The following is a 24,104-nucleotide window of genomic DNA, read 5'->3' on the forward strand; positions in this document are numbered from 1 at the left end:
CATATCTGAGATAGCCTCAACCTCATGGCAGACGACTACCTCGTACGCATCGGCAGGCTCATCCGTGACGCCAGGCAACATCGTGGCTGGACACAGACGCAGCTGGCCGAGGCGCTCGGCACCTCCCAGAGCGCCGTCAATCGCATCGAGCGCGGCAACCAGAACATCAGCCTTGAGATGATCGCCCGAATCGGTGAAGCCCTGGACAGCGAGATCGTGTCGCTGGGCTACGCGGGTCCGATGCATCTGAGGGTCGTCGGCGGACGTCGGCTGTCCGGTTCCATCGATGTCAAGACCAGCAAGAACGCCTGCGTGGCCCTGCTGTGCGCCTCGCTGCTCAACAAGGGGCGCACAGTGCTGCGCCGGGTCGCCCGCATCGAGGAGGTGTACCGCCTTCTGGAGGTGCTCAACTCCATCGGTGTGCGCACCCGTTGGATCAACGACGGCGTCGACCTGGAGATCGCGCCGCCGGCCGAGCTGGACATGGGCGCCATCGACGCCGAGGCGGCCGTACGCACCCGCTCCATCATCATGTTCCTCGGCCCGCTGCTGCACCGCATGAGCCACTTCAAGCTGCCGTACGCCGGCGGCTGCGACCTCGGCACGCGGACCATCGAGCCGCACATGATCGCGCTGCGCCGGTTCGGCCTGGACGTCGCGGCGACCGAGGGGCAGTACCACGCCGTGGTGGACCGTGGCGTACGTCCCGACCGGCCGATCGTGCTGACCGAGCGCGGCGACACCGTGACCGAGAACGCCCTGCTGGCCGCCGCGCGGCACGACGGCGTCACGGTCATCCGCAACGCCTCCTCCAACTACATGGTCCAGGACCTCTGCTTCTTCCTGGAGACGCTCGGCGTCCGGGTCGAGGGCATCGGCACGACGACGCTCACGGTCCACGGCGTACCGAACATCGACGTGGACGTCGACTACTCCCCCTCCGAGGACCCGGTCGAGGCGATGAGCCTGCTGGCCGCCGCCGTGGTCACCGAGTCGGAGCTGACGGTGTGCCGGGTGCCGATCGAGTTTCTGGAGATCGAGCTGGCGGTCCTGGAGGAGATGGGGCTCGACCACGACCGTACGCCCGAGTACTTCGCGGACAACGGCCGTACCCGGCTGGTGGACCTCACCGTCCGGCCCTCCAAGCTGGAGGCGCCGATCGACAAGATCCACCCGATGCCGTTCCCGGGCCTGAACATCGACAACGTCCCGTTCTTCGCGGCCATCGCCGCCGCCGCGCAGGGCAAGACGCTGATCCACGACTGGGTCTACGACAACCGCGCGATCTATCTGACGGACCTCAACCGCCTCGGCGGCCGGCTGCAGTTGCTGGACCCGCACCGCGTCCTGGTCGAGGGCCCGACCCGCTGGCGCGCCGCCGAGATGATGTGCCCGCCCGCCCTGCGGCCCGCCGTGGTCGTGCTGCTGGCGATGATGGCGGCGGAGGGCACGTCGGTCCTGCGGAACGTGTATGTCATCAACCGGGGTTACGAGGACCTCGCGGAGCGGCTGAACTCCATTGGGGCGCAGATCGAGATCTTCCGCGACATCTAGGCGGCTGTCCGAACCGGATCCGGACGGGGGGCACTCACACGACGTGGGCGCCCCCGTCCGATGCCGTGCTCAGTCGTCCGGGATCCCGGTGCCGCTGAGGCCCGGAACCGTCCGCTCCGAGTGGGTCAGGGAGCGGGCGCCGAGGCGGAACTGGGCGAGTTTGTCGACGATCGTCCGGCCGACCGGGGTGTGGCCCCAGATGCTGATGCCCTGGTGGGTGGTGGGCTGCCAGGTGGTCTCGTCGATGACGACGGGGTTCCAGCCGACTTCCCACTCGAAGCCCGAGGGGGTGCGGGCGTAGTAGGAGAGCTCCTTGTCGTTGGTGTGCTGTCCGACGGACAGGGCCATGTCGAAGCCGAGTTCGTGGACGCGGTCGTAGCTGCGGGCGAGGTCGTCCAGCGTGGCCACCTGGACGTTGAGGTGCTGGACGCGGGTGCGGACCGGGTCGATGGGCAGGCCCCGGACGGCGGCGATGGCGATGGAGTGGTGGCGTTCGTTGACGCGCAGGAAGCGGATCTTGAGCTTGACGCCGCTGATCGTCTCGTCGATGTAGTCGGTGAGGCGGGCGTCGAAGACGGTGTTGAAGTAGCCGCGCATCAGGGTCGGCCGGGTCGAGGTGATGGCGACATGGCCCATGCCCGAGTCGCCCGTTGTCCAGCCGGACGCGAGCATCCGCAGGGGTTCCGGGGACAGGACCGGGGTGGTGTAGATCTCCTGGGTGATGCCCTTGGGGCCGGGGAAGCGCAGGAGCCGTTCGACGCCGCGCAGCCTCGCCTCCTCGGCGGTGCCCTCCGCGACGGGGACGCCGTGGGCGCGGACGCGGGCCTCGATCTGCTCCAAGGTGGTGTGGTCGTCGAGGTGCCAGCCGATGGCGACGACGTCCTCGGCGGGGCCCCGGCGCAGCAGGAAGCGGCACTCGTGGGCGTCGATGCGGAAGCGCATCAGGCCGGTGTCCAGGTCGTCGAGGTGCATGCCGATGGCGTCGGTGCCGAAGCGGCGCCAGTCGGCGAAGCGGTTGGTCTCGATGACGAGGTAGCCGAGGTGGACCGCGCCGAAGACGGACGGGGCGTCATGCCCCTGGTACGTGGTCATCGCCGGCCGGCCAGGAAGTCGGCGCAGATCCGGTTGAACAGCTCGGCCCGCTCGAACTGCACCCAGTGCCCGGTGTTGGCGACCTCGTACAGGTCGCAGTTGGGCATGCGCTCCGCCAGCATCCGGCCGCCCGAGGGCCGGTTGACCTTGTCGGCGGCGCCCCAGAGCACCAAGGTCGGCGCGGGCAGCCGGGACAGGCGGGCGTCGCGGGTGAAGTCCATCTTCCACAGCGTGCGCAGCGCGTTCGGGCCGGACGGCCGGCGCAGCGGCGGTGCCGCGATCACCTCGGGGTCGATGCTCGCCTCGTAGCGGGCGTCGATGACGGAGTCCGGGACGTCGGCGGCGTTGAAGACGAGGTAGGTGCGGATGAACCGCTCCAGTTTCAGGCGCGAAGGGCCGTCCCCGGCGTAGTAGTCGAGGAGGCTGCTCAGACCGGGGGTCGGCAGGGCGCGGGTGGTGCCGATGCCGCCGGGGCCCATCAGCACCAGGCGGTCGACCCGGTCGGGCGTGTCCAGGGCGAGGCGCAGCGCGCAGGCGCCGCCGTAGGAGTTGCCGACCAGGTGGGCCTTGTCCAGGCCGAGTTCGTCGAGCAGGCCGCGGATGCCGGCGGCGAGGTGCCCGAACGGGTCGGCGCCGTCCACGCCCTTGGTGCTGCGGCCGTAGCCGGGCAGGTCGGGGACGACGACCCGGTACTCCCTGGCCAGCGCGGCGATGTTGCGGGTGTAGTTGGAGACGCCCGAGGCACCGGGGCCGCCGCCGTGCAGCAGCAGAACGGGCGGTCCTTCGCCGGTCTCCGCGACGAAGATCTTCCTGCCGTGGACGTCGAGCAGCCGTTCCCGCATCGGCGGGGGCGCGGTGTGCGTGGTCATGGCGTTCCTTGGATGGCGGTCGAGGTGGCCGTACGCGATGCCGGTGCGAACCCGGTTGGGGGCGGCGGGAGTTGGGCGGCCGAGGGGGCGGCGGCGTAGACGTAGGCGTCGGGGCGCAGGGCGAGGATGGTGGCGCGGCGCTCGGTCATCCAGGGCAGCAGCACGCCCTCGTCGTCGACGACCGCGCCGGGCGCCGGCCGTGAGCCGGCCGGCAGGACGGTCAGGGAGGGGACCTCGCAGCGGTCCCACGCGGGCTGCGGGGTGGGCGGTCCGGCGTGCAGGAGCAGCCAGCGCCCGGCGAGTACGTCGTCCAGGCGGACCCGGGTGCCGTCGGGGCCGGTCACCCAGGGCTGGGGTATCTGGTGCCCGGCGGCCTTGGTGCGGGGGCGGGCCTGCAAGCCCTCGGCGTAGTGGGCGGCGGGGATCCAGTTGGAGTCCTGCAGCAGGCGGGCGAACCCGGGGAAGCGGTTCAGGAGCGGAAGTACGGCGTCCCGGACCCGGGTGACCGCGAGCCGCCGTTCGGTGATGATCCGGCCGACGAACACCGCCCGCTTGGTGATCTCCTTGACGTGCGGCTTGCGCTCCGCCTCGTAGCTGTCGAGCACCGATTCGGGCAACTCGCCGCGCAGCACGGCGTCGAGCTTCCAGCACAGGTTGGCCACGTCACGCACTCCGGCCGCCATGCCCTGGCCGATCCACGGCGGCATCGCGTGGGCCGCGTCACCGGCGAGGAAGACCCGGCCCACCCGGAAGCGGTCGGCGAAGCGGACGTGGTGGCTGTAGACGGTGGCCCGCAGGATCTTGATCTGGTGCTCGCCGATCCCGTACCGGGACACCAGCGCGTGAATCGCCTCGTCGCTGGTCAGGTACTCCTCGTCGTCGCCGGGCAGAATCGGGAACTCCCACCGGTGGTGCCCCAGCGGAGTCGGACAGTCCACCGCCGGGCGGCCCGCGTCGCAGCGGAAGCGCAGCCGGTCGTGGTCCGGCCACGGTTCGATCATCTTCGTGTCGATGACGATCCAGCGGTCCTCGTACGTCCGCCCCTCGTAGCCCACGTTGAGCTGTGCGCGGGTGAGGCTGGAGCCGCCGTCGGCCGCGATGACGTACCTGGCGCGCAGCCGTCGTACGGAGTCGTCGGCGGTCCCGGCCACCGTCAGTTCCACCCCGGCGCCGTCCGCGGTCGGGCGCAGCCGCAGGCACTCGTGCCGCAGCAGCACCTCGACGTCGGGGTAGCGGTCGACACCGTCGCGCATGACCTGCTCCAGCGCGGGCTGGTAGATGAACATCTGCGGCGGGTGACCGTGCCCGCGCGGGGTGGGGTGCGCGCTGAGGATCGTGCGGCCCCGCGCGTCGACGAAGTCCAGCGGCCGGTCGGCGAGCATGTCCAGCTTCAGCCGCTCGGCCAGGCCGGCGCGCTGCCAGATCCGCAGGACCTCCTCGTCGGTCGAGATCGCCCGGGCCCGGGCGTAGATCTCGGCGTCGCGCTCCAGCACGACGACCCGCAGGCCGGCCGCGCCCAGCAGGTTCGCCGCGGTCACCCCCGTCGGGCCGTACCCGATCACCGCCACGTCGTACGTGTCCTGGTCGGCTCTGTCCTCGGCCCTGCTCCCGGCACTGATCCCACTCACCAGGCCACCTCACTGTCGTCCCTGTTGCGGCTCTTTGTTGTAGCGTTCACTCCAATTGGAATGGCCGCTACGGTAAGCTCGGCGTCCGGGACGGTCAAGTGCCGGCACGACGGGAAGGGCGTCTCCCATGACCAGGCCGCAGACCGGGCCGCACACCAGGCCGCAGACGGCGCGGAAGAAGCGTGCGAACGGGCTGGAGTCGCGGCAGCGCATCCTCGACGCCGCTGTCGAGATCGCGGGTGAGCGCGGGTACGAGGGCACGTCGATCGCCACGGTCAGTGCCCGGTGCGGGCTGCCCGCGAGCTCGATCTACTGGCACTTCGAGGACAAGGACGACCTGATCGCGGCAGTCATCGAGCGCAGCTTCACGGCCTGGCTGACGGCCGTCGAACTGCCCGGCGAGGACACCGGCACACCGTTGGAGCGGGTCACGGCGATGGCGGCGAACGTGGCGAAGTCCCTGGTCGACGCCCCCGACTTTCTGCGCCTCGGCCTGATGCTCGCCCTGGAGCGACGGCCTGCCGAGCGCCGGGGGCGGACCGTGTTCCTCCAGGTCCGCGACCTCTCCCGGCAGCGGATGTCGGACATGATCGGCACCCTCTTCCCGGCCCTGGACGAGGAAGCCGTCCGCACCCTGACGACATACGCCGTGGCCGGTGCCGACGGGCTGTTCGTGGAGCGCGAAGTGGGTGGCGGCGACTGTGTCGACCTGGTGGCGATGTTCGAGTTGCACGCGCGGCTCGTCCACGACGCGGCGGTCCGCATGGCAGACAGGAGCGAGGGATGAGCCTGACCTACGTCCAGCGCGAGGAGGCCGCCCGGCTGCTGCGGGAGGCGGAGCACCGCGCGGTGCCGATCGACCCGCTGTCGGCCCTGCTGCCCGGCCTCGACCTGGCCGACGCCTACGCCGTCCAGCGCGACAACGTCTCCCGGCGGCCGGCCGACGGGGCGACGGTCATCGGGCACAAGGTCGGCCTGACGTCCCCGGCCATGCGGGGGCTCCTCGGCGTCGACGAACCCGACTTCGGGCATCTGCTGGACGACATGGTCCACCGTGACGGCGCGCCGGTCTTCGCGGCGCACCACTGCCGGCCCCGGATCGAACCGGAGATCTGCTTCCACCTCGCCGAGCGACTGTCCGGCCCCGGCGTCACGGTCGAGGACGTGCTCAGGGCGACCGACGCCGTCGCGCCCGCCCTGGAGATCGTCGACAGCCGGATCCGGGACTGGCGGATCACCCTCGTCGACACGGTCGCCGACAACGCCTCCTCCGCCGGCCTCGTCTGCGGCGCCTGGATCCCGGTCCGGGGCGCGCCCGACCTTGCCGCCGTCACCGCCGACCTGATCGTGGACGGTGAGCCGGCCGGGTCGGGCAGCGGGCGCGAGGTGCTGGGCCACCCCGCGGCCGCGGTCGCCTGGCTGGCCAACACGCTCGCCGCGTTCGGCTCCGCTCTGGAGCCCGGCCATGTCGTGCTGTCCGGCGCCATGACCCAGGCCCCCTTCGTCAGGGCCGGCCAGAAGGTCGAGGCGCGGTTCGACGGCCTGGGGCCGGTGTCGGTGACCTTCGTGTGACGGCCGTTGAACTTCCTCCGACGGCCGAGGAATGCGTCCAGGTCTACGAAATGGACCCGCTCCCCGAGAAACCCAAGAAGCCCAAGAAGCCGAAGAAGCCGAAGAAGCCCGTGACAGCCGGGAAATCCGTGCAAGCCGAGAAACCCGAGAGAGCCGCCCCATGACCACCGCACCCCGCCGGATCGACGTCCATCAGCACCTCCTCCCGCCCCTCTACCGCGACGCCCTCGCCAAGGCCGGTATCACCGAGGCGGGCGGCCGTGCCCTGCCCGGCTGGAGCGCCGAAGCCGCGCTGGAGGCGATGGATCTGCTGGGCACCGAGACGGCGATCCTCTCCGTCTCGACCCCCGGCACCGGCTTCCTCGGCGACCCGGACGAGGCGGCCGGCCTGGCCCGGAGGCTCAACGACTTCTCCGCCGCCGTCGCCGCCGAACACCCCGCCCGCCTCGGCTGGTTCGCCACCCTGCCCATGCCCGACGTCGAGGCGGCGGCGAAGGAGGCCGAGCGGGCTCTCGCCGAGCTGGGCGCCGACGGGGTCACCCTGCTCGCCAACAGCCAGAGCGCCTACCTCGGCGCCGACGGCCAGGACCCCCTGTGGCGGGTCCTCGACGAGCACGGTGCCGTCGTGTTCGTCCACCCGGCCGACCTCCCCGCCCCAGCCGTCGACGGCATCCCCCCGTTCGCCGCGGACTTCCTGCTCGACACCACCCGCGCCGCCTACCTCCTGGTACGCAACGGCATCCCGCGCCGCCACCCGAACATCCGGTTCGTGCTGAGCCACGGCGGCGGCTTCCTGCCGTACGCCTCCCACCGCATGGCCGTCGCCCTCGCCGGCGAGATCGGACGCAGCCCCCTCGACGTCCTGGACGACTTCCGCGGCTTCTACTTCGACACCGCGCTGTCCTCCAGCCCCGCCGCCCTGCCCACCCTGCTGGCGTTCGCGCGCCCCGGGCACGTCCTGTTCGGCAGCGACTGGCCGTTCGCGCCCGCAGCGGCGGGCCAGTACTTCGCGAGCGGCCTCGACGCCGGCGTCGACCCGGGCACCCTCACAGCGATCAACCGCACCAACGCCGAGGCCCTGTTCCCCCGTCTGGCGGGCGGTACCCCCGCCCCAACCCCACCCCGCCCCCTCCCGGCACGCCTGCGCCGGTCCGCCCGGCGAGCCGCCGCCCGCCTCGTCTTCAAGCTGGTCCGGCCCGGAACCGACTGAGCGCCCGGCAGCCGCCCGCCTACCCGAAGGCCAGGGCCGGGAACTCGGCCGAGTCGTCCAGCTCGGCCCAGACCGTCTTGCCGCGCCGGGCGTGCCGCGTCCCCCACTGCCCGGCGAGCTGCGCGACCAGCAGCAGGCCCCGCCCGCCCTCGTCGAGGACACGGGCCCGGCGCAGGTGGGGGGTGGTGCTGCTGGCGTCGGAGACCTCGCACAGGAGGGTGCGGTCGTGGATGAGGCGCAGGCTGATCGGGGAACGGCCGTAGCGGATGGCGTTGGTGACGAGTTCGCTGACCACCAGTTCGGCGGTGAACTCGAGGTTCTCCAGGCCCCAGGCGGCCAGTTGGCGGGAGACGTCCGAACGGGCCTTGGCCACCACCGCCGGGTCGGCCTCCAGGTCCCAGGTGGCGACCCGGTCGGCCCCGAGCGCGCGGGTGCGGGCGAGGAGCAAGGCGATGTCGTCGTCGCGCCGGGCGGGCCGCAGTGCTTCCAGCACGGTGTCGCAGGCCGCTTCCAAGGAGGTCGCCGAGCGGGCGAGGACCTCTCGCAGCGTGGTGAGCCCCGCGTCGGTGTCGTGGTCGGGGGCCCCGATCAGACCGTCGGTGTACAGGGCGAGCAGGCTGCCCTCGGGCAGGTCGACCTCCACCGTCTCGAAGGGCAGCCCGCCCCGTCCGAGCGGCGGGCCGGGCGGCGGATCCAGCAGCTCCGCCGTGCCGTCCCGGACCACCACGGCCGGGGGCACGTCCCCCGCGCGGGCCAGGGTGCAGCGGCGGGAGACGGGGTCGTAGACGGCGTAGAGGCAGGTGGCGCCGTTGTCTCCGCCGACGTCGGCGTCGGGCTCGGCACCCGGGTCGGTGCACGCCTCGGTGGCCACGCGCACGACGACGTCGTTCAGGTGGGTGAGGAGCTCGTCGGGCGGCAGATCGATGTCGGCCAGGGTGCGTACGGCGGTCCGCAGCCGACCCATCGTGGCGGCGGCACGGATGCCGTGACCGACCACGTCGCCGACCACGAGGGCCACCCGGGCGCCGGACAGCGGAATGACGTCGTACCAGTCGCCGCCCACGCCGGCGCCGGAGCCGGCCGGCAGGTACCGGTAGGCGACGTCCACGGCCGACTGCTCCGGCACCTCCTGCGGAAGCAGGCTGCGCTGGAGGGTGACGGCGGTGGCGCGGGCGTGGGTGTAGCGGCGGGCGTTGTCGACGGCGACGGCGGCCCTCGCGGAGATCTCCTGGGCGAGGAGCAGGTCCTCGTCGTCGTAGCGGGCGGGGTTGGTGAGGCGGTGGAACTCGGCGACGCCCAGCGTGGTGCCGCGGGCGCGCAGCGGGACGGCGAGGGTCGAGTGGGCTCGCGGGACGCCCCGGGCCCTGCCGTGCTGGTGCCGGGAGGGACGCCCACTGGCCAGGGCCTCGGCCGACGGCGAGCCGTCCGCCGGGATGTGGAGCTGCTGCGGTGCGATCGCCTCCGGCGGATCGGGCCCGTCCGCCGGTCCCCGGGCCATCCGGCGCAGCACCGGCGGGCCCTCCACGACGTCCTCGCCTCGCAGCACGGTGTCGAGCAGGTCGACGGTGACGACGTCGGCGAAGTGGTCGGTGGCGAGATCCGCCAGCTCCTGTGCGGTGCGGGCGATGTCGAGGGTGGTGCCGATGCGCATGCCCGCCTCGTTCACCATCGCCGATCGCCACCGCAGCCGCCGGTCCCGCTCCTCCTGGAACGCCACGACGCCCTGCTCGGAGACGCGGTCCACGTACATCGTCGACATCGCGTTCAGCAGCCGGGCCGCCTCGCTGACCTGCTCGGCGTCGTCGCTCAGCCGGGGCAGCTCCGCGAGCAGCCGGTCGAGGACGATCTCCTCCGCCAGCCGGAAGGCGCGGAGCATCGCGCTGAGCGGTATGCCGTGCCGGGCCAGTATCTGCGCGCGTTCCAGGTCGGCGGGCGGCAGCTCGATCAGCCTCGGCTCGATGGCGTGCTCCAGGCCGAACAGGGCCGCGTCGATGTGCTCGGCGACATTCTCACCGGCTATCCGCGCCACGTCCGGGTCGTCCCACAGCGCGGGGAGTTCGCGCAGCAGGCGCCGCTGCACGTCGGAGGTGAGCTCGTCCGCTCGCGAACCGAGCTCGCGCGCCGCGCGCGACACAAGACCGCCGACCGTGGGCTCCACACAGTCGACGTTACGCCGCTCACGCGGGCGCCTCAGTCCGTACGGCGGGATGGGCGCCGGCCGTTTGTCAGCCGCCCCCGCGCAGCACCCGGGACAGCCCCAGCGCCGCGGTCCGTACGGCGGGCGCCAACTGGGCGGGGCTGAAACGGGAGCGCGGCACCGCCACCGAGAGGGCGGCGACCGTGGTGCCGCCGGCGAAGACGGGTGCCGCGATGCAGGCCACCCCGAGGGCGGCCTCCTGCTCCTCGTAGGCCAGGCCGGAGACCTGGATCTTCTCCAGGGCCGTGCGCAGCCGGTTCGGATCGGTGAGGGAGTGCGGTGTGAGGCTCGGCAGCGGCCGGGACAGCACCTCCTCGGTCAGCTCGGCGCCGGAGAAGGCCAGCAGGGCCTTGCCGACACCGGTGCAGGTCAGCGGCAGGCTGCCGCCGATGCGGGAGGGCAGCTGGAGGGCCTCGTGGCCGTGGATGCGTTCGAGGTAGACGACGTCCATGCCGTCCCGCACCCCGAGGTGGACGGTCTCGCGGGTGGCCTCGAACAGGTCCTGGAGGAACGGCAGGGCCGCCTCGCGCAGATCGAGCCGGTGCGGCACCAGCGAGCCGAGCTCGAACAGCTTCGCCCCGAGCCGGTACTGGGGCCCCGAGCGCTCCAGCCAGCCCAGCCGGACGAGGTCCGCGGCCAGCCGGTGCACCGTGGGCTTGGGCAGGCCGGTGCGCTCCGAAAGTTCCGACAGGCGGTACGGTCCGCCGCTCGGACTGAAGCACTCCAGGATGATCGCGGCCTTCTCCAGCATGCTGCCGCCCGCGCTGTTCCGTGTCACGGAACAAAGTTTGTCCCTTCGCGGCGGGACGTGTCTATATCGGTGTCGAACCGCAATCGGCATCGGTGTCGAACCGCTCTCGGCGCCAACCGGCTCCTTCCCGTCCGCTCGCCCGCTGCCCCTTCCCCGGAGGTATCCCGTGTCGACCCCACCCGACGGTGTCCGTCCGGACGCCGCCCCGCCGGCCGTGGTCAAGGCCGCCGACCTGCTGGCGGAGGCCGCCCGCACCGTGACCGCCTGTGCTCCGGTGCGTGACCTGTTGGACGCCGGCGCCGATCTGGAGACCGCGTACGCCGTGCAGCAGCTGAACGTGCGGCGCGGGCTGGACGCCGGCCGCCGGGTCGTCGGCCGCAAGATCGGCCTGACCTCCGTGGCCGTACAGCGCCAACTCGGCGTGGACCGGCCCGACTTCGGTGCGCTCTTCGCGGACATGGCCGTACCGGACGGCGGTGAGGTGCCCGCCGGGCGGCTGCTCCAGCCGAAGGTGGAGGCCGAGGTGGCGCTCGTCCTCGGGCGCGACCTGCCGCACCCCGCGTGCACGGTCGTCGACGTCCTGCGCGCGGTCGACTTCGCGCTGCCCGCGCTGGAGATCGTCGACAGCCGGGTGCGGGGCTGGGACATCTCCCTGGTCGACACCGTCGCCGACAACGCCTCCTGCGGCCTGTACGTCCTCGGCGCAACTCCCGTGCCGCTCACCGCAGTCGACCTGCGGACGGTGACGATGACCATGACGCGGGGCGGCGAGACCGTGTCCGAGGGCACCGGCGCCGACTGTCTCGGCAGTCCCCTCAACGCGGCCGTGTGGCTGGCCTCCGCGCTCGCCGAACGGGGCGATCCGCTGCGCGCGGGCGACCTGGTGCTGACCGGTGCGCTGGGCCCGATGACGCCCGCCGCGCCGGGCGACGTCTTCGAGGCCGATGTCCGCGGGCTGGGTTCCGTGCGGGTCGGCTTCGCGCACGAAGTCGGCGTCGCGCACGAGGGGGGCGAGCTGTGAGCACCAAGGTCGCCGTCATCGGGTCCGGCAACATCGGCACCGACCTCATGATCAAGATTCTGCGGCTCTCGGAGTCCCTGGAGGTCGCCGCGCTGGCCGGCATCGACCCTGCCTCCGACGGCTTGGCCCGCGCCCGCCGGCTGAAGGTCGCCACGACCCACGACGGTGTCGAAGGGCTCGTCGCGCTGGACGAGTTCGCCGATGTGGAGATCGTCTTCGACGCGACCTCGGCCGGCGCCCACCGTCACCACGACGACGTACTGCGCCCGCTCGGCCGCACCCTGGTCGACCTCACCCCGGCCGCACTCGGCCCCTACGTCGTGCCGCCGGTCAACGGCGACGCACACCTCGACGCCCCGAACGTCAACATGGTCACCTGCGGCGGCCAGGCCACCATCCCGATCGTCGCCGCCGTGGGCGCCGTCACACCGGTCCACTACGGCGAGATCGTCGCGTGCATCGCCTCCCGCTCGGCCGGCCCCGGAACCCGGGCCAACATCGACGAGTTCACCGAGACGACCTCCTCGGCCATCGAGCGGGTCGGCGGTGCCGCGCGCGGCAAGGCGATCATCGTGCTCAACCCGGCCGAACCGCCCCTGATCATGCGGGACACCGTGCACTGCCTGGTCTCCGACTGCGCGACGGAGGCGGTCACCGCGTCGGTCGAGGAGATGGCCGGGCGGGTGCAGGCGTATGTGCCCGGCTACCGGCTCAAGCAGAAGGTGCAGTTCGAGCGGGTGCCGTCCGACGACCCGATGCGCGCCCTCGTCCCCGGCGCGGGCGAGGCACTGAAGGTGTCCGTCTTCCTGGAGGTCGAGGGCGCCGCGCACTACCTCCCGGCCTACGCCGGGAACCTCGACATCATGACCTCGGCCGCGCTGCGCACCGCGGAACGCATGGCCGCCCTCCCCCACGCCACGGAGGTGGCCTCCCGATGACCCGGCTGTACGTCCAGGACGTGACCCTGCGGGACGGCATGCATGCCGTCCGGCACCGCTACACCGTCGACCGGGCCCGCTCCATCGCCGCCGCGCTGGACGCCGCCGGGGTCGCCGCGATCGAGATCGCCCACGGCGACGGCCTCGCCGGCTCCAGCATCAACTACGGCGTCGGCGCCCACACCGACTGGGAGTGGATCGAGGCCGTGGTGGACGCCACCGGGCGCGCGGTGCCCACCACTCTGCTGCTGCCCGGCATCGGCACGCTGCACGACCTCAGGCAGGCGCACGCCCTCGGCGTCCGCAGCGTCCGCGTCGCCACGCACTGCACCGAGGCCGACATCTCGGCACAACACATCGCCGCCGCGCGGGAGTTGGGCATGGATGTCGCCGGGCTCCTGATGATGTCCCACCTGGCCGAACCGGCCGAACTGGCCCGCCAGGCCAAGCTGATGGAGTCCTACGGCGCCCACTGTGTCTACGTCACCGACTCCGGCGGCCGCCTCACCATGGACGGCGTCCGCGACCGCTTCCGCGCCTACCGCGACGTCCTCGACGCGGCCACCGAGCTGGGCATCCACGCCCACCACAACCTCGCACTCGGCGTCGCCAACACCGTCGTCGCCGTCGAGAGCGGCGTGACCCGGGTGGACGCCTCGCTCGCGGGGCAGGGGGCGGGCGCCGGCAACTGCCCGTTGGAGGCGTTCGTCGCGGTCGCCGACCTGATGGGCTGGGACCACGGCTGCGACCTGTTCCCCCTGATGGACGCGGCCGACGATCTCGTACGCCCCCTTCAGGACCGCGAGGTGCGGGTGGACCGCGAGACCCTCAGCCTCGGCTACGCGGGCGTGTACTCCAGCTTCCTGCGGCACGCCGAGACCGCCGCCGTCCGCCACGGTCTGGACACCCGCAGCATCCTCGTCGAGGTCGGCCGGCGCGGCATGGTCGGCGGCCAGGAGGACATGATCACCGACATCGCGCTGGACCTGGCCGCACGCGCCTGAGCGACGCGACCGCGCCCCTTCCGGTCGGCCGGAAGGGGCGCGGTCGATTGGGGGCGACGGGAGGCCGTGCAGCCGTCACGCCTTGGGCTTCGACAGGGTGATGTCCTTCTTCACCACCGCGTGGAAGTGCGGCAGGGGCAGGCCGCCCAGGCCGTCCACGGGGCGCAGCTCCACGACGGTGACCTCGACGTTCGCCTTGCCGTGCTTGAGGGTGGCGTCCGCGGGGGCCTTGCTCCTGTTCTCCCAGCGGTGCTGCTTGCCGTCACACTCGGCGAGGGTGCCGCCGATGGCGTACCGGGTGGTGGAGTCCTTCTGTCCGATGGAGGCACTCACGAACGTGGGTCCCGTGCTGTCGATGCAGCGGTAGGTGCCGGAGACGGTGATGGTGCCGTCCGCGGCCATGGGGGTCTTGGTGCCGACGCTGACGGTCTCCTCGGGCTCGGTGGGAGCGTCGGAGTCGGCGAGCGCCGAGGGCGCGGCGAGCAGCAGGAACAGGGCGGCGCCGGCGGCGGTGGCGAGAGCGGGGCGCAGGGGCATGGGATGACCTCCCGGTGGGCGGAGTGGGGGCTTCCACTGGTACCCGGCGGGTGTGCCCGTGGGCGTGACCGTCACCCCTTCGGTGGCGAGTCCGCTGCGACCTTCGTGGATCGGTCAGAGAGTTGTCCGCGTGTTGTCACGGTTCACAGCGGCCCGTTCCGATGAGTTCGCGACGGGAGCATGGTCTACCCATATGGACGACGCATACGGTTCGTCCGCCCGATGTGGAGGTGCGCCATGTGTTCCTACCAGCCTTCGTGCCCTTCCTCCGACAGCCGCACGGCACATGTGGTGGCCGCCCGCCCCGAGCAGGGCTGGAGCCTTCTGTGTGACGGCGCCATCGTCTTCGACGACAGCGGTGAGCTGCTGCCCGACGGCCGCGTCGTCGCCCCGCAGCGGGTGCCGGCCGAGCGACTCGTGATGGCCGCGTGAGCGCGGCCTACGGCAGTACCGCGAACCCGTCCAGCTCCACCATGGCCTCTTCGTCCCAGAGGCGTACGACCTCGACGACCGCCATCGCCGGGTAGTCCCGCCCGGCCAACTGCCGCCAGATGCGGCCGAGTTCGGCGACCTGGGCGCGATACGCCGCGACGTCCGTGGCGTAGACGGTGACCCGCGCGAGGTCGGCCGGGTTGCCGCCGGCCGCCGCCAGCGCGGCCAGCAGATTGGTGAGCGCCCGCTCGAACTGCTCCGGCAGCGTCCTGCCCACCACCTTGCCGTCGGTGTCGAGCGCGGTCTGCCCGGCCAGGAACACGACCCGGGATCCGGTGGCGACGACCGCGTGGGAGAAGCCGGTGGGCGGGGACAGGTCGGGCGGGTTGACACGCTCGGTAGTCACTGACCGGCCTCCATGTTCGTGTACAACTCCTTGGCGATGATGCCGCGTTGGACCTCGCTGGCACCTTCGTAGACGCGCGGGGCACGCACCTCGCGGTAGAGGTGCTCCAGCAGATGACCGCGGCGCAGGGCACGGGCACCGTGCAACTGGACCGCCTTGTCGACGACATACTGCGCCGTCTCCGTCGCGAGCAGCTTCGCCATGGCGGCCCGCTTCGGGACGTCCGGGGCGCCTTCGTCGTACGCCGTCGCCGCCGCGTACACCATGAGACGGGCCGCCTCGATGCGCAGGGCCATCTCGGCGACCTGGTGGGCGACCGTCTGGAGGTCCTTCAACTTGCCGCCGAACGCGTCCCGTTGGGCGGTTTGGACGAGGGTGGCGTCCAGGGCCGCCTGACCCATGCCGACGGCGAAGGCGCCGACGCTCGGCCGGAAGAGGTTGAGGGTGCCCATCGCGACCCTGAAGCCGCGGTCGGGCTCGCCCAGGACATCGTCGGCGGTGACGGGGACGGCGTCGAAGTCGAGGGCGCCGATGGGGTGCGGGGACAGCATGTCCAGGCCCGCTCCGGTGAGGCCGGGCCGGTCGGCGGGGACCAGGAAGGCGGTGACGCCACGGGCGCCGGCGCCGGGGGTGGTGCGGGCGAAGACGGTGTAGAAGTCGGCCTCGGGGGCGTTGGAGATCCAGCACTTCTCACCGGTGAGGCGCCAGCGGGCGGGGCCGTCGGCTTCGGCGGCGACCGAGACGACAGGTGTCTCCCCCGGTTCTCCCGGCCGCGAGGTGTCCCGTTCCGCCCGCAGCTCCAGCGCCGCCGCGTCCGACCCGGCGCCCGGCTCGCTCAGCGCGAAGGCCGCCACCGCGCTGCCCTCGGCCACCCGGGGCAGCCAGCGCTCCCGCTGGGCCGGGGTGCCGTGGGCGTGGACGGGATGCGCGCCCAGGCCCTGGAGGGCGAGTGCGGTCTCCGCCTCCGTGCAGGCGTACGCGAGGGACTCCCGCATCAGGCACAGGTCGACCGCCCCGGCGGTGAACAGCCTTGGCAGCAGCCCCAGTTGGCCGAGCTCGGCGACCAGCGGGCGGTTGACGTGCCCGGGTTCGCCCTTCTCCGCGAGCGGGCGCAGCCGGTCGGCGGCCAGGGTGCGCAGCTCGGCACACCAAGCGGTTTGCGCCGGATCGAGCGAGAATGCGGGCATTGCCGACCTCCCTGCGGGGCCGTACTCGACGGACCCTCCCGACGATATCGCGCACCATTGACTGTCGTCACCAACACGATACGCTCCCTGTGCTGGGACCCGCTCACCCCACCACGACGCCCACAGGCAGCCCACAAGGCAAGGGGGCGAACCGCAATGGCCGGTCTGCACCGCTCCGCCCACGTCGACACTTTCGCCCGCGAGCATCTGCCACCGCCCGACCAGTGGCCCGAGCTCCGCTTCGACCTTGCGGGGCTGGACTACCCCGATCGGCTCAACGCGGCAGCCGAGTTGCTCGCCGGCCCGCCCGACGAGCGGCCCGTGTTCCACACCCCGTCCGGCGACACATGGACGTACGGCACCCTGCGCGCCCGCGTCGACCGGCTCGCGCATGTGCTCACCGGCGACCTCGGCGTCGTCCCGGGCAACCGGGTGCTGCTGCGCGGCCCGACCACGCCCTGGCTGGCCGCCTGCTGGCTGGCGGTGCTGAAGGCGGGCGCGGTCGCCGTCACCGTGCTGGCCCAGCAGCGGCCGCACGAGCTGAAGACCATGTGCGAGATGGCGCAGGTGCGGCACGCGCTGTGCGACATCCGCGCCGTCGACGACCTCGCCAAGGCCGAGATACCCGGGCTGCGGATCGCGACGTACGGCGGCGACGCACCCGACGACCTGCTGCACCGCCCGGCGCCCGACACGCCGTACGACGCCGCCGGCACCGCGGCCGACGACGTGGCCCTCATCGCCTTCACGTCCGGGACCACCGGACGCCCCAAGGGCTGTATGCACTTTCACCGGGATGTGCTCGCGATAGCCGACACCTTCTCGGAACATGTGCTGCAACCACATGTGGGCGATGTCTTCGCCGGCAGTCCCCCGCTCGGCTTCACCTTCGGCCTCGGCGGCCTCGTCATCTTCCCGCTGCGGGCCGGCGCCAGCTCCCTGCTCCTCGAACAGGCCGGGCCCAAGCAGCTGCTGCCCGCGATCGCCGAGCACCGGGTGTCCGTGCTGTTCACCGCACCGACGGCGTACCGCGCGATGCTCGACGAGCTCGACTCGCACGACGTCTCCTCACTGCGCCGCTGCGTCTCGGCGGGCGAGAACCTGCCCGCCGCCACCTGGCAGGCCTGGCAGGAGCGGACCGGGCTGCGGGTCATCAACGGCATCGGGGCCACCGAGCTGCTGCACATCTTCATCTCCGCGGCCGACGAGCACATCAGGCCCGGGACGACAGGGCTGGCGGTGCCGGGCTGGCAGGCACGCGTGGTCGACCACGAGGGCCGGGAGATGCCCGACGGGGAGCCCGGTCTGCTCGCCGTGCGCGGGCCCGTCGGCTGCCGCTATCTCGCCGATCCACGACAGCGCGACTACGTGCGCCACGGCTGGAACATCACCGGCGACACCTACGTCCGGGAGAGTGACGGCTACTTCCGCTACGTCGCCCGCGCGGACGACATGATCATCTCGGCCGGCTACAACATCGCGGGCCCCGAGGTCGAAGAGGCACTCCTGCGCCACCCGGACGTGCTGGAGACGGCGGTCGTGGGGCGGCCCGACGAGGCGCGCGGACAGGTCGTGGTGGCATACGCGGTGCTCAGGGAGGGGGCGCGCCAGGACGCCGAGGCGCTGCGCGCGTTCGTGAAGGCCGAGCTGGCGCCGTACAAGTGCCCGCGCGAGATCGTCTTCCTGGACGCGCTGCCACGCACAGCGACCGGCAAGCTCCAGCGCTTCCGTTTGCGCGACGGTGGTGACCCGCCGGGTGACCAGCAGTGACCCGTACGACCTAAGATGATCAACGTGTCCGACCAGCATGCACCACGGTCTCTCATCGTCACGCTCTACGGCGCCTACGGCCGCTACATGCCCGGCCCGGTGCCGGTCGCCGAGCTGATCAGACTGCTGGCCGCGGTCGGCGTGGACGCTCCCTCCGTACGTTCGTCCGTGTCGCGGCTGAAGCGGCGCGGACTGCTGCTGCCGGCCCGCACGGCACAGGGCGCGGCGGGCTACGAACTCTCCCCGGACGCCCGCCAGTTGCTCGACGACGGCGACCGGCGCATCTACGCCACCGCGCCGCCCGACGACGAGGGCTGGGTGCTCGCGGTGTTCTCGGTCCCGGAGTCGGAGCGGCAGAAGCGTCATGTGCTGCGCTCCCGGCTGGCCGGCCTCGGCTTCGGGACGGCCGCCCCGGGCGTGTGGATCGCACCGGCACGGCTCTACGAGGAGGCCCGGCACACCCTTCAGCGGCTGCGCCTGGAGGGGTACGTCGACTTCTTCCGCGGCGAGCATCTCGGCTTCACTGCGACCGCCGAGGCCGTCGCCCGCTGGTGGGACCTGGCCGCGATCGCCAAGGAGCACGACGCGTTCCTCGACCGCCACGCGCGCGTGCTGCACGACTGGGAGCAGCGGCACGACACCCCTCCCGAGGAGGCGTACCGCGACTACCTTCTCGCCCTGGACTCCTGGCGCCACCTCCCCTACACCGACCCGGGCCTGCCCGCCCGGCTGCTTCCCGCAAACTGGCCGGGCGCGCGGTCGGCCGCCGTGTTCCGGGGGCTGCACGAGCGTCTGCGGGACGCGGGAGCCGGCTACGCCGGTCTGTGACCTCGGGCGCACCATGAGCCACTAACAGAACCCTCAGGTTCCTCTGCGTCTCCTCTCAAGTTTCTTACCTAGCGTCCATCGGGTCGTCGCGAAGTAGGACGCGGGGTAAGAGATGAGGACTGTTGCGCATGACCACCACGGCCCGAAAGGCAGGCCCGAGGGCTCAGGGAGCCACCGTCTGGCTCACCGGGCTGCCGAGCGCGGGCAAGACGACCATCGCCCGCCGGCTCGGTGACCGGCTGAAAGCCGAGGGACATCGCGTGGAGGTCCTCGACGGCGACGAGATCCGCCGCTTCCTCTCCGCGGGCCTCGGTTTCTCCCGGGAGGACCGGAACACCAACGTGCAGCGCATCGGGCTGGTCTCGGAGGTGCTCGCGCGCAACGGCGTGCTGTCCGTCGTCCCGGTCATCGCCCCGTACGCCGACAGCCGCGAGGCGGTGCGCAAGCGGCACGAGGCCAGCGGGACGCCGTACATCGAGGTGCATGTCGCCACCCCGGTGGACGTGTGCAGCGAGCGGGACGTGAAGGGGCTGTACGCCCGGCAGGCAGCGGGGCAGTTGTCCGGACTGACGGGTGTCGACGACCCGTACGAGCCGCCCGAGGCCCCTTCCCTCGTCCTTCCCACACAGCTCCAGACACCCCAGGAATCGGCCGCCGCCGTCTACGCCGTACTGGCGGAGCGGGGGCTGGTGTGAGCGGGTTCGGTCTCTCGCACCTGGACGCGCTGGAGTCCGAGGCGGTTCACATCTTCCGTGAGGTGGCGGGTGAGTTCGAGCGGCCGGTGATCCTGTTCTCCGGCGGCAAGGACTCCATCGTCATGCTGCACCTGGCGCTGAAGGCGTTCGCGCCGGCGCCGGTGCCGTGCACGCTGCTGCATGTGGACACCGGGCACAACTTCCCCGAGGTCATCGAGTACCGGGACCGTGTGGTGGCCGCCCATGGGCTGCGTCTCCATGTGGCCTCCGTACAGGACTACATCGACCGGGGTGTGCTGCGCGAACGTCCCGACGGGACACGGAATCCGCTGCAGACGGTGCCGCTGACGGAGAAGATCCAGAGCGAGAGGTTCGACGCGGTCTTCGGCGGCGGGCGCCGGGACGAGGAGAAGGCACGGGCCAAGGAGCGCGTCTTCTCGCTGCGGGACGAGTTCTCCCAGTGGGACCCGCGCCGCCAGCGGCCCGAGCTGTGGAACCTCTACAACGGCCGACACGCGCCCGGCGAACACGTCCGCGTGTTCCCGCTGTCGAACTGGACCGAGCTGGACGTGTGGCAGTACATCGCCCGCGAGGGCATCGAGCTGCCGGAGATCTATTACGCCCATCGGCGTGAGGTGTTCCGGCGGGGCGGGATGTGGCTGACGGCGGGTGAGTGGGGCGGGCCTCGCGAGCACGAGGTCGTCGAGAAGCGTCAGGTCCGCTATCGCACGGTCGGCGACATGTCCTGCACCGGCGCGGTGGACTCCGACGCCGACACCATCGAGAAGGTGATCACCGAGATCGCCGCGTCACGGCTGACGGAGCGTGGCGCGACGCGTGCCGACGACAAGATGTCCGAGGCCGCGATGGAAGACCGTAAGCGCGAAGGGTACTTCTGAGCATGGCCGTGAACACGCTTCGGTTCGCCACCGCAGGGTCCGTCGACGACGGCAAGTCGACTCTCGTCGGACGCCTGCTGCACGACTCCAAGTCGGTGCTGACCGACCAGCTGGAGGCCGTGGAGCACGCCTCCCGCAACCGCGGCCAGGACGCCCCCGACCTCGCGCTCCTCACCGACGGCCTGCGCGCCGAGCGGGAGCAGGGCATCACCATCGACGTGGCCTACCGCTACTTCGCCACCCCCCGGCGCCGGTTCATCCTCGCCGACACCCCCGGCCACGTGCAGTACACCCGCAACATGGTCACCGGCGCCTCCACCGCCGAGCTGACGGTGATCCTCGTCGACGCCCGAAACGGGGTGGTCGAGCAGACCCGCCGGCACGCGGCGATCGCCGCGCTGCTGCGGGTTCCCCACGTGGTCCTCGCCGTCAACAAGATGGACCTGGTGGGGTACGGGGAGCGGGAGTTCGACGCGATCGTCGAGGACTTCGCGGGCCATGCGGCCGAGTTGGGGCTGCCCGGCTTCACTCCGATCCCGGTCTCGGCGCTCGTCGGGGACAACGTCGTGGACCGCTCGGCCCACATGGACTGGTACGGCGGCCCGGCGCTCCTGGAGGTCCTGGAGAACGTCCCGGTCGGCACCGAGCCCGCCGACGCCCCTGCCCGCTTCCCCGTCCAGTACGTGATCCGGCACGGTGAAGCCCGGTACTACGCAGGCCAGTTGGCGTCGGGTGGGTTGCGGGTCGGCGACCGGGTGACCGTGCACCCGTCCGGCGCGACGTCCGAGATCACCGGCATCGACGTACTCGGCCGGGACGTCGACGTGGCGTATGCGCCGCAGTCGATCAGCGTGCGCCTCGCCGACCAGCGGGACGTCTCGCGCGGCGACCTGCTCACCACGGGCGTCGACGTCCCCGCGCTCACCCGGTACGTCCGGGCGGCCGTGTGCCACCTGGCCGACCGCCCGCTGAGGGTCGGCGACCGGGTACTGGTCCGGCACACCACCCGGACCGTGACGGCCGTCGTCAAGGACCTCGGCGGGGCAGCCGAGCTGAGGGCCAACGACCTGGGCCGGATCACCCTGCGCACCGCCGAGCCGCTCGCCCTCGACGACTACGCGGTCTCCCGGCGCACCGGCGCGTTCCTCCTGATCGACCCGGCGGACGGCACGACGCTGACCGCCGGTATGGCGGAGGTCAACTCCCCAGACTGAGCCGTGGTTTGGGCGCGTCCGTGCGCCCCGTCTGCGGGCGCCGGCTGCCCGCACGGTACGGCGCCGGCCAGACGACACCGGGGCCGTCGTAGCCCTGCTCGGCCGCCGCGTGCAGGGTCCAGTGCGGGTCGTAGAGGTGGGGTCGGGCGAGGGCGCACAGATCCGTACGGCCCGCCAGGATCAGGGAGTTGACGTCGTCCCAGGAGGAGATCGCACCGACCGCGATCACCGGCAGTCCGGTGGCGTGGCGGATCCGGTCCGCATACGGCGTCTGGTACGACCGCCCGAACTCCGGCCGCTCGTCGGCCACGACCTGCCCGGTCGACACGTCGATCGCGTCGGCGCCGTGCGAGGCGAAGGCGCGGGCGATCTCGACGGCGTCCTCGGCCGTCGTCCCGCCCTCGGCCCAGTCCGTGGCGGAGATACGCACGGTCATGGGCCGTTCCTCCGGCCAGACGGCCCGAATGGCGTCGAAGACCTCGAGCGGGAAGCGGAGCCGCTTCTCCAGGGAGCCGCCGTAGGCGTCGGTGCGTTGGTTGGTCAGCGGGGAGAGGAAGCCGGAGAGCAGGTAGCCGTGCGCGCAGTGGAGTTCGAGGAGGTCGAATCCGGCGCGGGCTGCGCGCCAGGCGGCAGCTGTGAACTGCTCGCGAATGTCGGTGAGTTGGGACCGCGTCAGCTCGCGCGGGGTCTGGCTGTACGGCCGGTAGGGGAGCGGGGACGGGGCCACGAGCGGCCAGTTGCCGTCCTCCAGCGGCTCGTCGATGCCCTCCCACATGAGCCTGGTCGAGCCCTTGCGCCCACTGTGGCCGAGCTGCACACCGATCGCGGTGCCGGGAGCCTGCGTGTGCACGAACTGGACGATCCGCCGCCAGGCCTCCCCCTGCTTGCCGGTGTAGAGGCCGGTGCAGCCGGGGGTGATCCGGCCCTCCGGGCTCACGCACACCATCTCGGTCATCACCAGGCCGGCCCCGCCGAGGGCGCGGGCGCCGAGGTGGACGAGGTGGAAGTCGCCGGGGACGCCGTCGGTGGCCGAGTACATGTCCATCGGGGACACGACGACCCGGTTGCGCAGGGTCAGGCCACGCAGCCGGAACGGGGTGAACATCGGGGGCGTGCCGACCGGGCAGCCGAAGTCGCGCTCCACGGCCTCGGTGAAACCGGCGTCACGCAGGCGCAGATTGTCGTGCGTGACGCGGCGGCTGCGGGTGAGGAGGTTGAAGGCGAACTGGCGCGGCGGCTGGTCGAGGTAGAGGCCGAGGTTCTCGAACCACTCCAGGCTGGCGCGGGCGGCGCGCTGCGTGGAGGCCACGACGGTCTTGCGCTCCTCCTCGTACGCCCGCAACGCGTCCGGGAGGTCGGGCTGCTCCTCCAGGCAGGCGGCGAGCGCGAGGGCGTCCTCGACGGCCAGCTTGGTGCCGGAGCCGATGGAGAAGTGGGCGGTGTGGGCGGCGTCGCCGAGCAGGACGACGTTGTCGTGCGACCAGCGCTCGTTGACGACCGTGCGGAAGGTGGTCCACGCCGACTTGTTGGACTTGAGGGACCGTCCGCCGAGCGCGTCCGCGAAGATCTTGGCGCAGCGGGCGATCGACTCCTGCTCGTCGAGCTCGTCGAATCCGGCGGCTCGCCACACGTCCTCGTGCATCTCGACGATCACGGTGGAGGCGTCGGGCGCGTAGGGGTAGCCGTGCAGCTGCATCACGCCGTGCTCGGTCTCCGCGATCTCGAAGCGGAAGGCGTCGAAGGCGAAGTCTGCGGCCAGCCAGATGTAGCGGCACTGGTGCGTGGCCACATGGGGGCGGAACACATGGGCGTAAGCCTCGCGGGTGGTGCTGTTCACACCGTCCGCGGCGATGACGAGGTCGTACGTCTCTGCCAGCGGGGCCGGGTCCGGGGCCTCCGCGCGGAAGCGGAGCTCCACGCCGAGGGTGCGGCAGCGGTCGTGGAGGATCTCCAGGAGGCGTTTCCTGCCGAGTGCCGCGAAGCCGTGTCCTCCGGAGGTCTGGCGGGTGTTGCGGTGGACGATGTCGATGTCGTCCCAGCGGGTGAAGTGTTGTTGGAGGGCGGCGTAGACGTGGGGGTCGGCGTGTTCGATGCCGCCGAGGGTTTCGTCGGAGAGGACCACTCCGAAGCCGAAGGTGTCGTCGGGGGCGTTGCGTTCCCAGACGGTGATTTCTCGGGTGGGGTCGAGGCGTTTGAGGAGGGCGGCGGCGTAGAGGCCGGCGGGGCCGCCGCCGATGACGGCGACTCGTTGGGGGTGGTCGGTCGACTTGGGCGGCCGCGGGTCCGGTGCCGAGAGCATC

At 72.0% G+C, this 24,104-nt stretch carries 22 protein-coding genes; 13 read left to right on the top strand and 9 right to left on the bottom strand.

Annotation, left to right across the window (positions count from 1 at the left end; translation table 11 throughout):
• Positions 1-24 precede the first annotated feature (24 nt).
• Positions 25-1,554 carry a helix-turn-helix domain-containing protein gene (locus tag OG331_RS14595; protein ID WP_406196001.1) on the top strand — a complete coding sequence of 510 codons (1,530 nt, stop codon included), beginning with the start codon at positions 25-27 and terminating at the stop codon, positions 1,552-1,554.
• A 69-nt stretch (positions 1,555-1,623) separates the two neighbouring features.
• Here the strand turns inward: OG331_RS14595 and OG331_RS14600 are convergent, their stop codons facing one another.
• From OG331_RS14600 to OG331_RS14610, 3 genes are read right to left on the bottom strand one after another with little or no spacing between them, the layout of a single operon-like run.
• A complete protein-coding gene (locus OG331_RS14600) occupies positions 1,624-2,646 on the bottom strand; it encodes a VOC family protein (RefSeq protein ID WP_406196003.1) in 1,023 nt (340 codons plus the stop codon).
• Entirely contained in the window at positions 2,643-3,515 is an 873-nt protein-coding gene (locus OG331_RS14605; protein ID WP_406196006.1) for an alpha/beta fold hydrolase, read from the bottom strand. The genes OG331_RS14600 and OG331_RS14605 overlap by 4 nt, the downstream gene beginning before the upstream one ends.
• Positions 3,512-5,143, bottom strand: coding sequence for a bifunctional 3-(3-hydroxy-phenyl)propionate/3-hydroxycinnamic acid hydroxylase (locus tag OG331_RS14610; protein ID WP_406196009.1), 1,632 nt, complete (start codon positions 5,141-5,143; stop codon positions 3,512-3,514). Before OG331_RS14610 ends, OG331_RS14605 begins: the two co-directional genes overlap by 4 nt.
• 127 nt (positions 5,144-5,270) lie before the next feature.
• Between OG331_RS14610 and OG331_RS14615 the strand changes: the two genes are divergently transcribed.
• From OG331_RS14615 to OG331_RS14625, 3 genes are all read left to right on the top strand, one after another.
• On the top strand, positions 5,271-5,930 hold the full coding sequence (locus OG331_RS14615) for a TetR/AcrR family transcriptional regulator (RefSeq protein WP_406196012.1): 660 nt from the start codon (positions 5,271-5,273) through the stop codon (positions 5,928-5,930).
• A complete protein-coding gene (locus OG331_RS14620; protein ID WP_406196014.1) occupies positions 5,927-6,715 on the top strand; it encodes a 2-keto-4-pentenoate hydratase in 789 nt (262 codons plus the stop codon). The genes OG331_RS14615 and OG331_RS14620 overlap by 4 nt, the downstream gene beginning before the upstream one ends.
• 160 nt (positions 6,716-6,875) lie before the next feature.
• Entirely contained in the window at positions 6,876-7,925 is a 1,050-nt protein-coding gene (locus OG331_RS14625) for an amidohydrolase family protein (RefSeq protein ID WP_406196016.1), read from the top strand.
• 19 nt (positions 7,926-7,944) lie between these two features.
• Here OG331_RS14625 and OG331_RS14630 read toward each other — a convergent pair whose 3' ends face one another.
• Both OG331_RS14630 and OG331_RS14635 read right to left on the bottom strand, forming a co-directional pair.
• Positions 7,945-10,083 carry a SpoIIE family protein phosphatase gene (locus tag OG331_RS14630; protein WP_406196018.1) on the bottom strand — a complete coding sequence of 713 codons (2,139 nt, stop codon included), beginning with the start codon at positions 10,081-10,083 and terminating at the stop codon, positions 7,945-7,947.
• A gap of 67 nt (positions 10,084-10,150) precedes the next feature.
• Positions 10,151-10,873, bottom strand: a complete 723-nt coding sequence (locus OG331_RS14635) for an IclR family transcriptional regulator (protein ID WP_406210034.1) — start codon at positions 10,871-10,873, stop codon at positions 10,151-10,153.
• Between the two features lie 166 nt (positions 10,874-11,039).
• On the opposite strand from OG331_RS14635, the gene OG331_RS14640 reads away from it, so the two are divergent.
• Genes OG331_RS14640 through dmpG form a run of 3 tightly spaced genes read left to right on the top strand, consistent with a single transcriptional unit; the run spans position 11,040 to position 13,836 of the window.
• The gene (locus OG331_RS14640; protein WP_406196020.1) at positions 11,040-11,894 is read left to right on the top strand and encodes a 2-keto-4-pentenoate hydratase; all 855 of its coding nucleotides are present in this window, start codon (positions 11,040-11,042) and stop codon (positions 11,892-11,894) included.
• On the top strand, positions 11,891-12,832 hold the full coding sequence (locus OG331_RS14645; protein ID WP_406196023.1) for an acetaldehyde dehydrogenase (acetylating): 942 nt from the start codon (positions 11,891-11,893) through the stop codon (positions 12,830-12,832). Before OG331_RS14640 ends, OG331_RS14645 begins: the two co-directional genes overlap by 4 nt.
• Complete coding sequence (gene dmpG / locus OG331_RS14650; protein WP_406196025.1) at positions 12,829-13,836, top strand: 4-hydroxy-2-oxovalerate aldolase; 1,008 nt, start codon at positions 12,829-12,831, stop codon at positions 13,834-13,836. Before OG331_RS14645 ends, dmpG begins: the two co-directional genes overlap by 4 nt.
• Positions 13,837-13,911: 75 nt before the next feature.
• On the opposite strand, the gene OG331_RS14655 is transcribed toward dmpG, so the two are convergent.
• Positions 13,912-14,373 (bottom strand): DUF6299 family protein, encoded by a 462-nt coding sequence (locus OG331_RS14655; RefSeq protein WP_406196027.1) that lies wholly within the window; start codon positions 14,371-14,373, stop codon positions 13,912-13,914.
• A gap of 237 nt (positions 14,374-14,610) precedes the next feature.
• Between OG331_RS14655 and OG331_RS14660 the strand changes: the two genes are divergently transcribed.
• Positions 14,611-14,805 carry a DUF5999 family protein gene (locus OG331_RS14660; RefSeq protein WP_406196029.1) on the top strand — a complete coding sequence of 65 codons (195 nt, stop codon included), beginning with the start codon at positions 14,611-14,613 and terminating at the stop codon, positions 14,803-14,805.
• 7 nt (positions 14,806-14,812) lie between these two features.
• Here the strand turns inward: OG331_RS14660 and OG331_RS14665 are convergent, their stop codons facing one another.
• Positions 14,813-15,211 (bottom strand): RidA family protein, encoded by a 399-nt coding sequence (locus tag OG331_RS14665; RefSeq protein WP_406196031.1) that lies wholly within the window; start codon positions 15,209-15,211, stop codon positions 14,813-14,815.
• Positions 15,208-16,398 (bottom strand): acyl-CoA dehydrogenase family protein, encoded by a 1,191-nt coding sequence (locus OG331_RS14670; protein WP_406196033.1) that lies wholly within the window; start codon positions 16,396-16,398, stop codon positions 15,208-15,210. The genes OG331_RS14665 and OG331_RS14670 overlap by 4 nt, the downstream gene beginning before the upstream one ends.
• 156 nt (positions 16,399-16,554) lie before the next feature.
• Between OG331_RS14670 and OG331_RS14675 the strand changes: the two genes are divergently transcribed.
• The 5 genes from OG331_RS14675 to OG331_RS14695 all read left to right on the top strand — a co-directional run bounded on the left by OG331_RS14675 (position 16,555) and on the right by OG331_RS14695 (position 21,804).
• Positions 16,555-18,168 (top strand): AMP-binding protein, encoded by a 1,614-nt coding sequence (locus tag OG331_RS14675; RefSeq protein WP_406196036.1) that lies wholly within the window; start codon positions 16,555-16,557, stop codon positions 18,166-18,168.
• A gap of 15 nt (positions 18,169-18,183) precedes the next feature.
• A complete protein-coding gene (locus tag OG331_RS14680; RefSeq protein WP_406196038.1) occupies positions 18,184-18,996 on the top strand; it encodes a PaaX family transcriptional regulator C-terminal domain-containing protein in 813 nt (270 codons plus the stop codon).
• Between the two features lie 128 nt (positions 18,997-19,124).
• A complete protein-coding gene (cysC, locus tag OG331_RS14685; RefSeq protein WP_406196042.1) occupies positions 19,125-19,691 on the top strand; it encodes an adenylyl-sulfate kinase in 567 nt (188 codons plus the stop codon).
• Complete coding sequence (cysD, locus tag OG331_RS14690) at positions 19,688-20,590, top strand: sulfate adenylyltransferase subunit CysD (RefSeq protein WP_406196044.1); 903 nt, start codon at positions 19,688-19,690, stop codon at positions 20,588-20,590. The genes cysC and cysD overlap by 4 nt, the downstream gene beginning before the upstream one ends.
• A gap of 2 nt (positions 20,591-20,592) precedes the next feature.
• Positions 20,593-21,804 (top strand): sulfate adenylyltransferase subunit 1, encoded by a 1,212-nt coding sequence (locus OG331_RS14695; RefSeq protein ID WP_406196046.1) that lies wholly within the window; start codon positions 20,593-20,595, stop codon positions 21,802-21,804.
• On the opposite strand, the gene OG331_RS14700 is transcribed toward OG331_RS14695, so the two are convergent.
• On the bottom strand, positions 21,788-24,103 hold the full coding sequence (locus OG331_RS14700; protein WP_406196049.1) for a bifunctional salicylyl-CoA 5-hydroxylase/oxidoreductase: 2,316 nt from the start codon (positions 24,101-24,103) through the stop codon (positions 21,788-21,790). The genes OG331_RS14695 and OG331_RS14700 overlap by 17 nt on opposite strands.
• Position 24,104 lies beyond the last annotated feature (1 nt).

The organism is Streptomyces sp. NBC_01017 (assembly GCF_045162795.1).
Taxonomy (GTDB): domain Bacteria; phylum Actinomycetota; class Actinomycetes; order Streptomycetales; family Streptomycetaceae; genus Streptomyces; species Streptomyces machairae.

Coding starts and splice junctions, on each gene's coding strand:
- OG331_RS14595 (WP_406196001.1), top strand. CDS start 25: ATGGCAGACGACTACCTCGTACGCATCGGCAGGCTCATCCGTGACGCC.
- OG331_RS14600 (WP_406196003.1), bottom strand. CDS start 2,646: ATGACCACGTACCAGGGGCATGACGCCCCGTCCGTCTTCGGCGCGGTC.
- OG331_RS14605 (WP_406196006.1), bottom strand. CDS start 3,515: ATGACCACGCACACCGCGCCCCCGCCGATGCGGGAACGGCTGCTCGAC.
- OG331_RS14615 (WP_406196012.1), top strand. CDS start 5,271: ATGACCAGGCCGCAGACCGGGCCGCACACCAGGCCGCAGACGGCGCGG.
- OG331_RS14620 (WP_406196014.1), top strand. CDS start 5,927: ATGAGCCTGACCTACGTCCAGCGCGAGGAGGCCGCCCGGCTGCTGCGG.
- OG331_RS14625 (WP_406196016.1), top strand. CDS start 6,876: ATGACCACCGCACCCCGCCGGATCGACGTCCATCAGCACCTCCTCCCG.
- OG331_RS14635 (WP_406210034.1), bottom strand. CDS start 10,873: ATGCTGGAGAAGGCCGCGATCATCCTGGAGTGCTTCAGTCCGAGCGGC.
- dmpG (WP_406196025.1), top strand. CDS start 12,829: ATGACCCGGCTGTACGTCCAGGACGTGACCCTGCGGGACGGCATGCAT.
- OG331_RS14655 (WP_406196027.1), bottom strand. CDS start 14,373: ATGCCCCTGCGCCCCGCTCTCGCCACCGCCGCCGGCGCCGCCCTGTTC.
- OG331_RS14660 (WP_406196029.1), top strand. CDS start 14,611: ATGTGTTCCTACCAGCCTTCGTGCCCTTCCTCCGACAGCCGCACGGCA.
- OG331_RS14670 (WP_406196033.1), bottom strand. CDS start 16,398: ATGCCCGCATTCTCGCTCGATCCGGCGCAAACCGCTTGGTGTGCCGAG.
- OG331_RS14675 (WP_406196036.1), top strand. CDS start 16,555: ATGGCCGGTCTGCACCGCTCCGCCCACGTCGACACTTTCGCCCGCGAG.
- OG331_RS14680 (WP_406196038.1), top strand. CDS start 18,184: ATGATCAACGTGTCCGACCAGCATGCACCACGGTCTCTCATCGTCACG.
- cysC (WP_406196042.1), top strand. CDS start 19,125: ATGACCACCACGGCCCGAAAGGCAGGCCCGAGGGCTCAGGGAGCCACC.
- OG331_RS14695 (WP_406196046.1), top strand. CDS start 20,593: ATGGCCGTGAACACGCTTCGGTTCGCCACCGCAGGGTCCGTCGACGAC.
- OG331_RS14700 (WP_406196049.1), bottom strand. CDS start 24,103: ATGCTCTCGGCACCGGACCCGCGGCCGCCCAAGTCGACCGACCACCCC.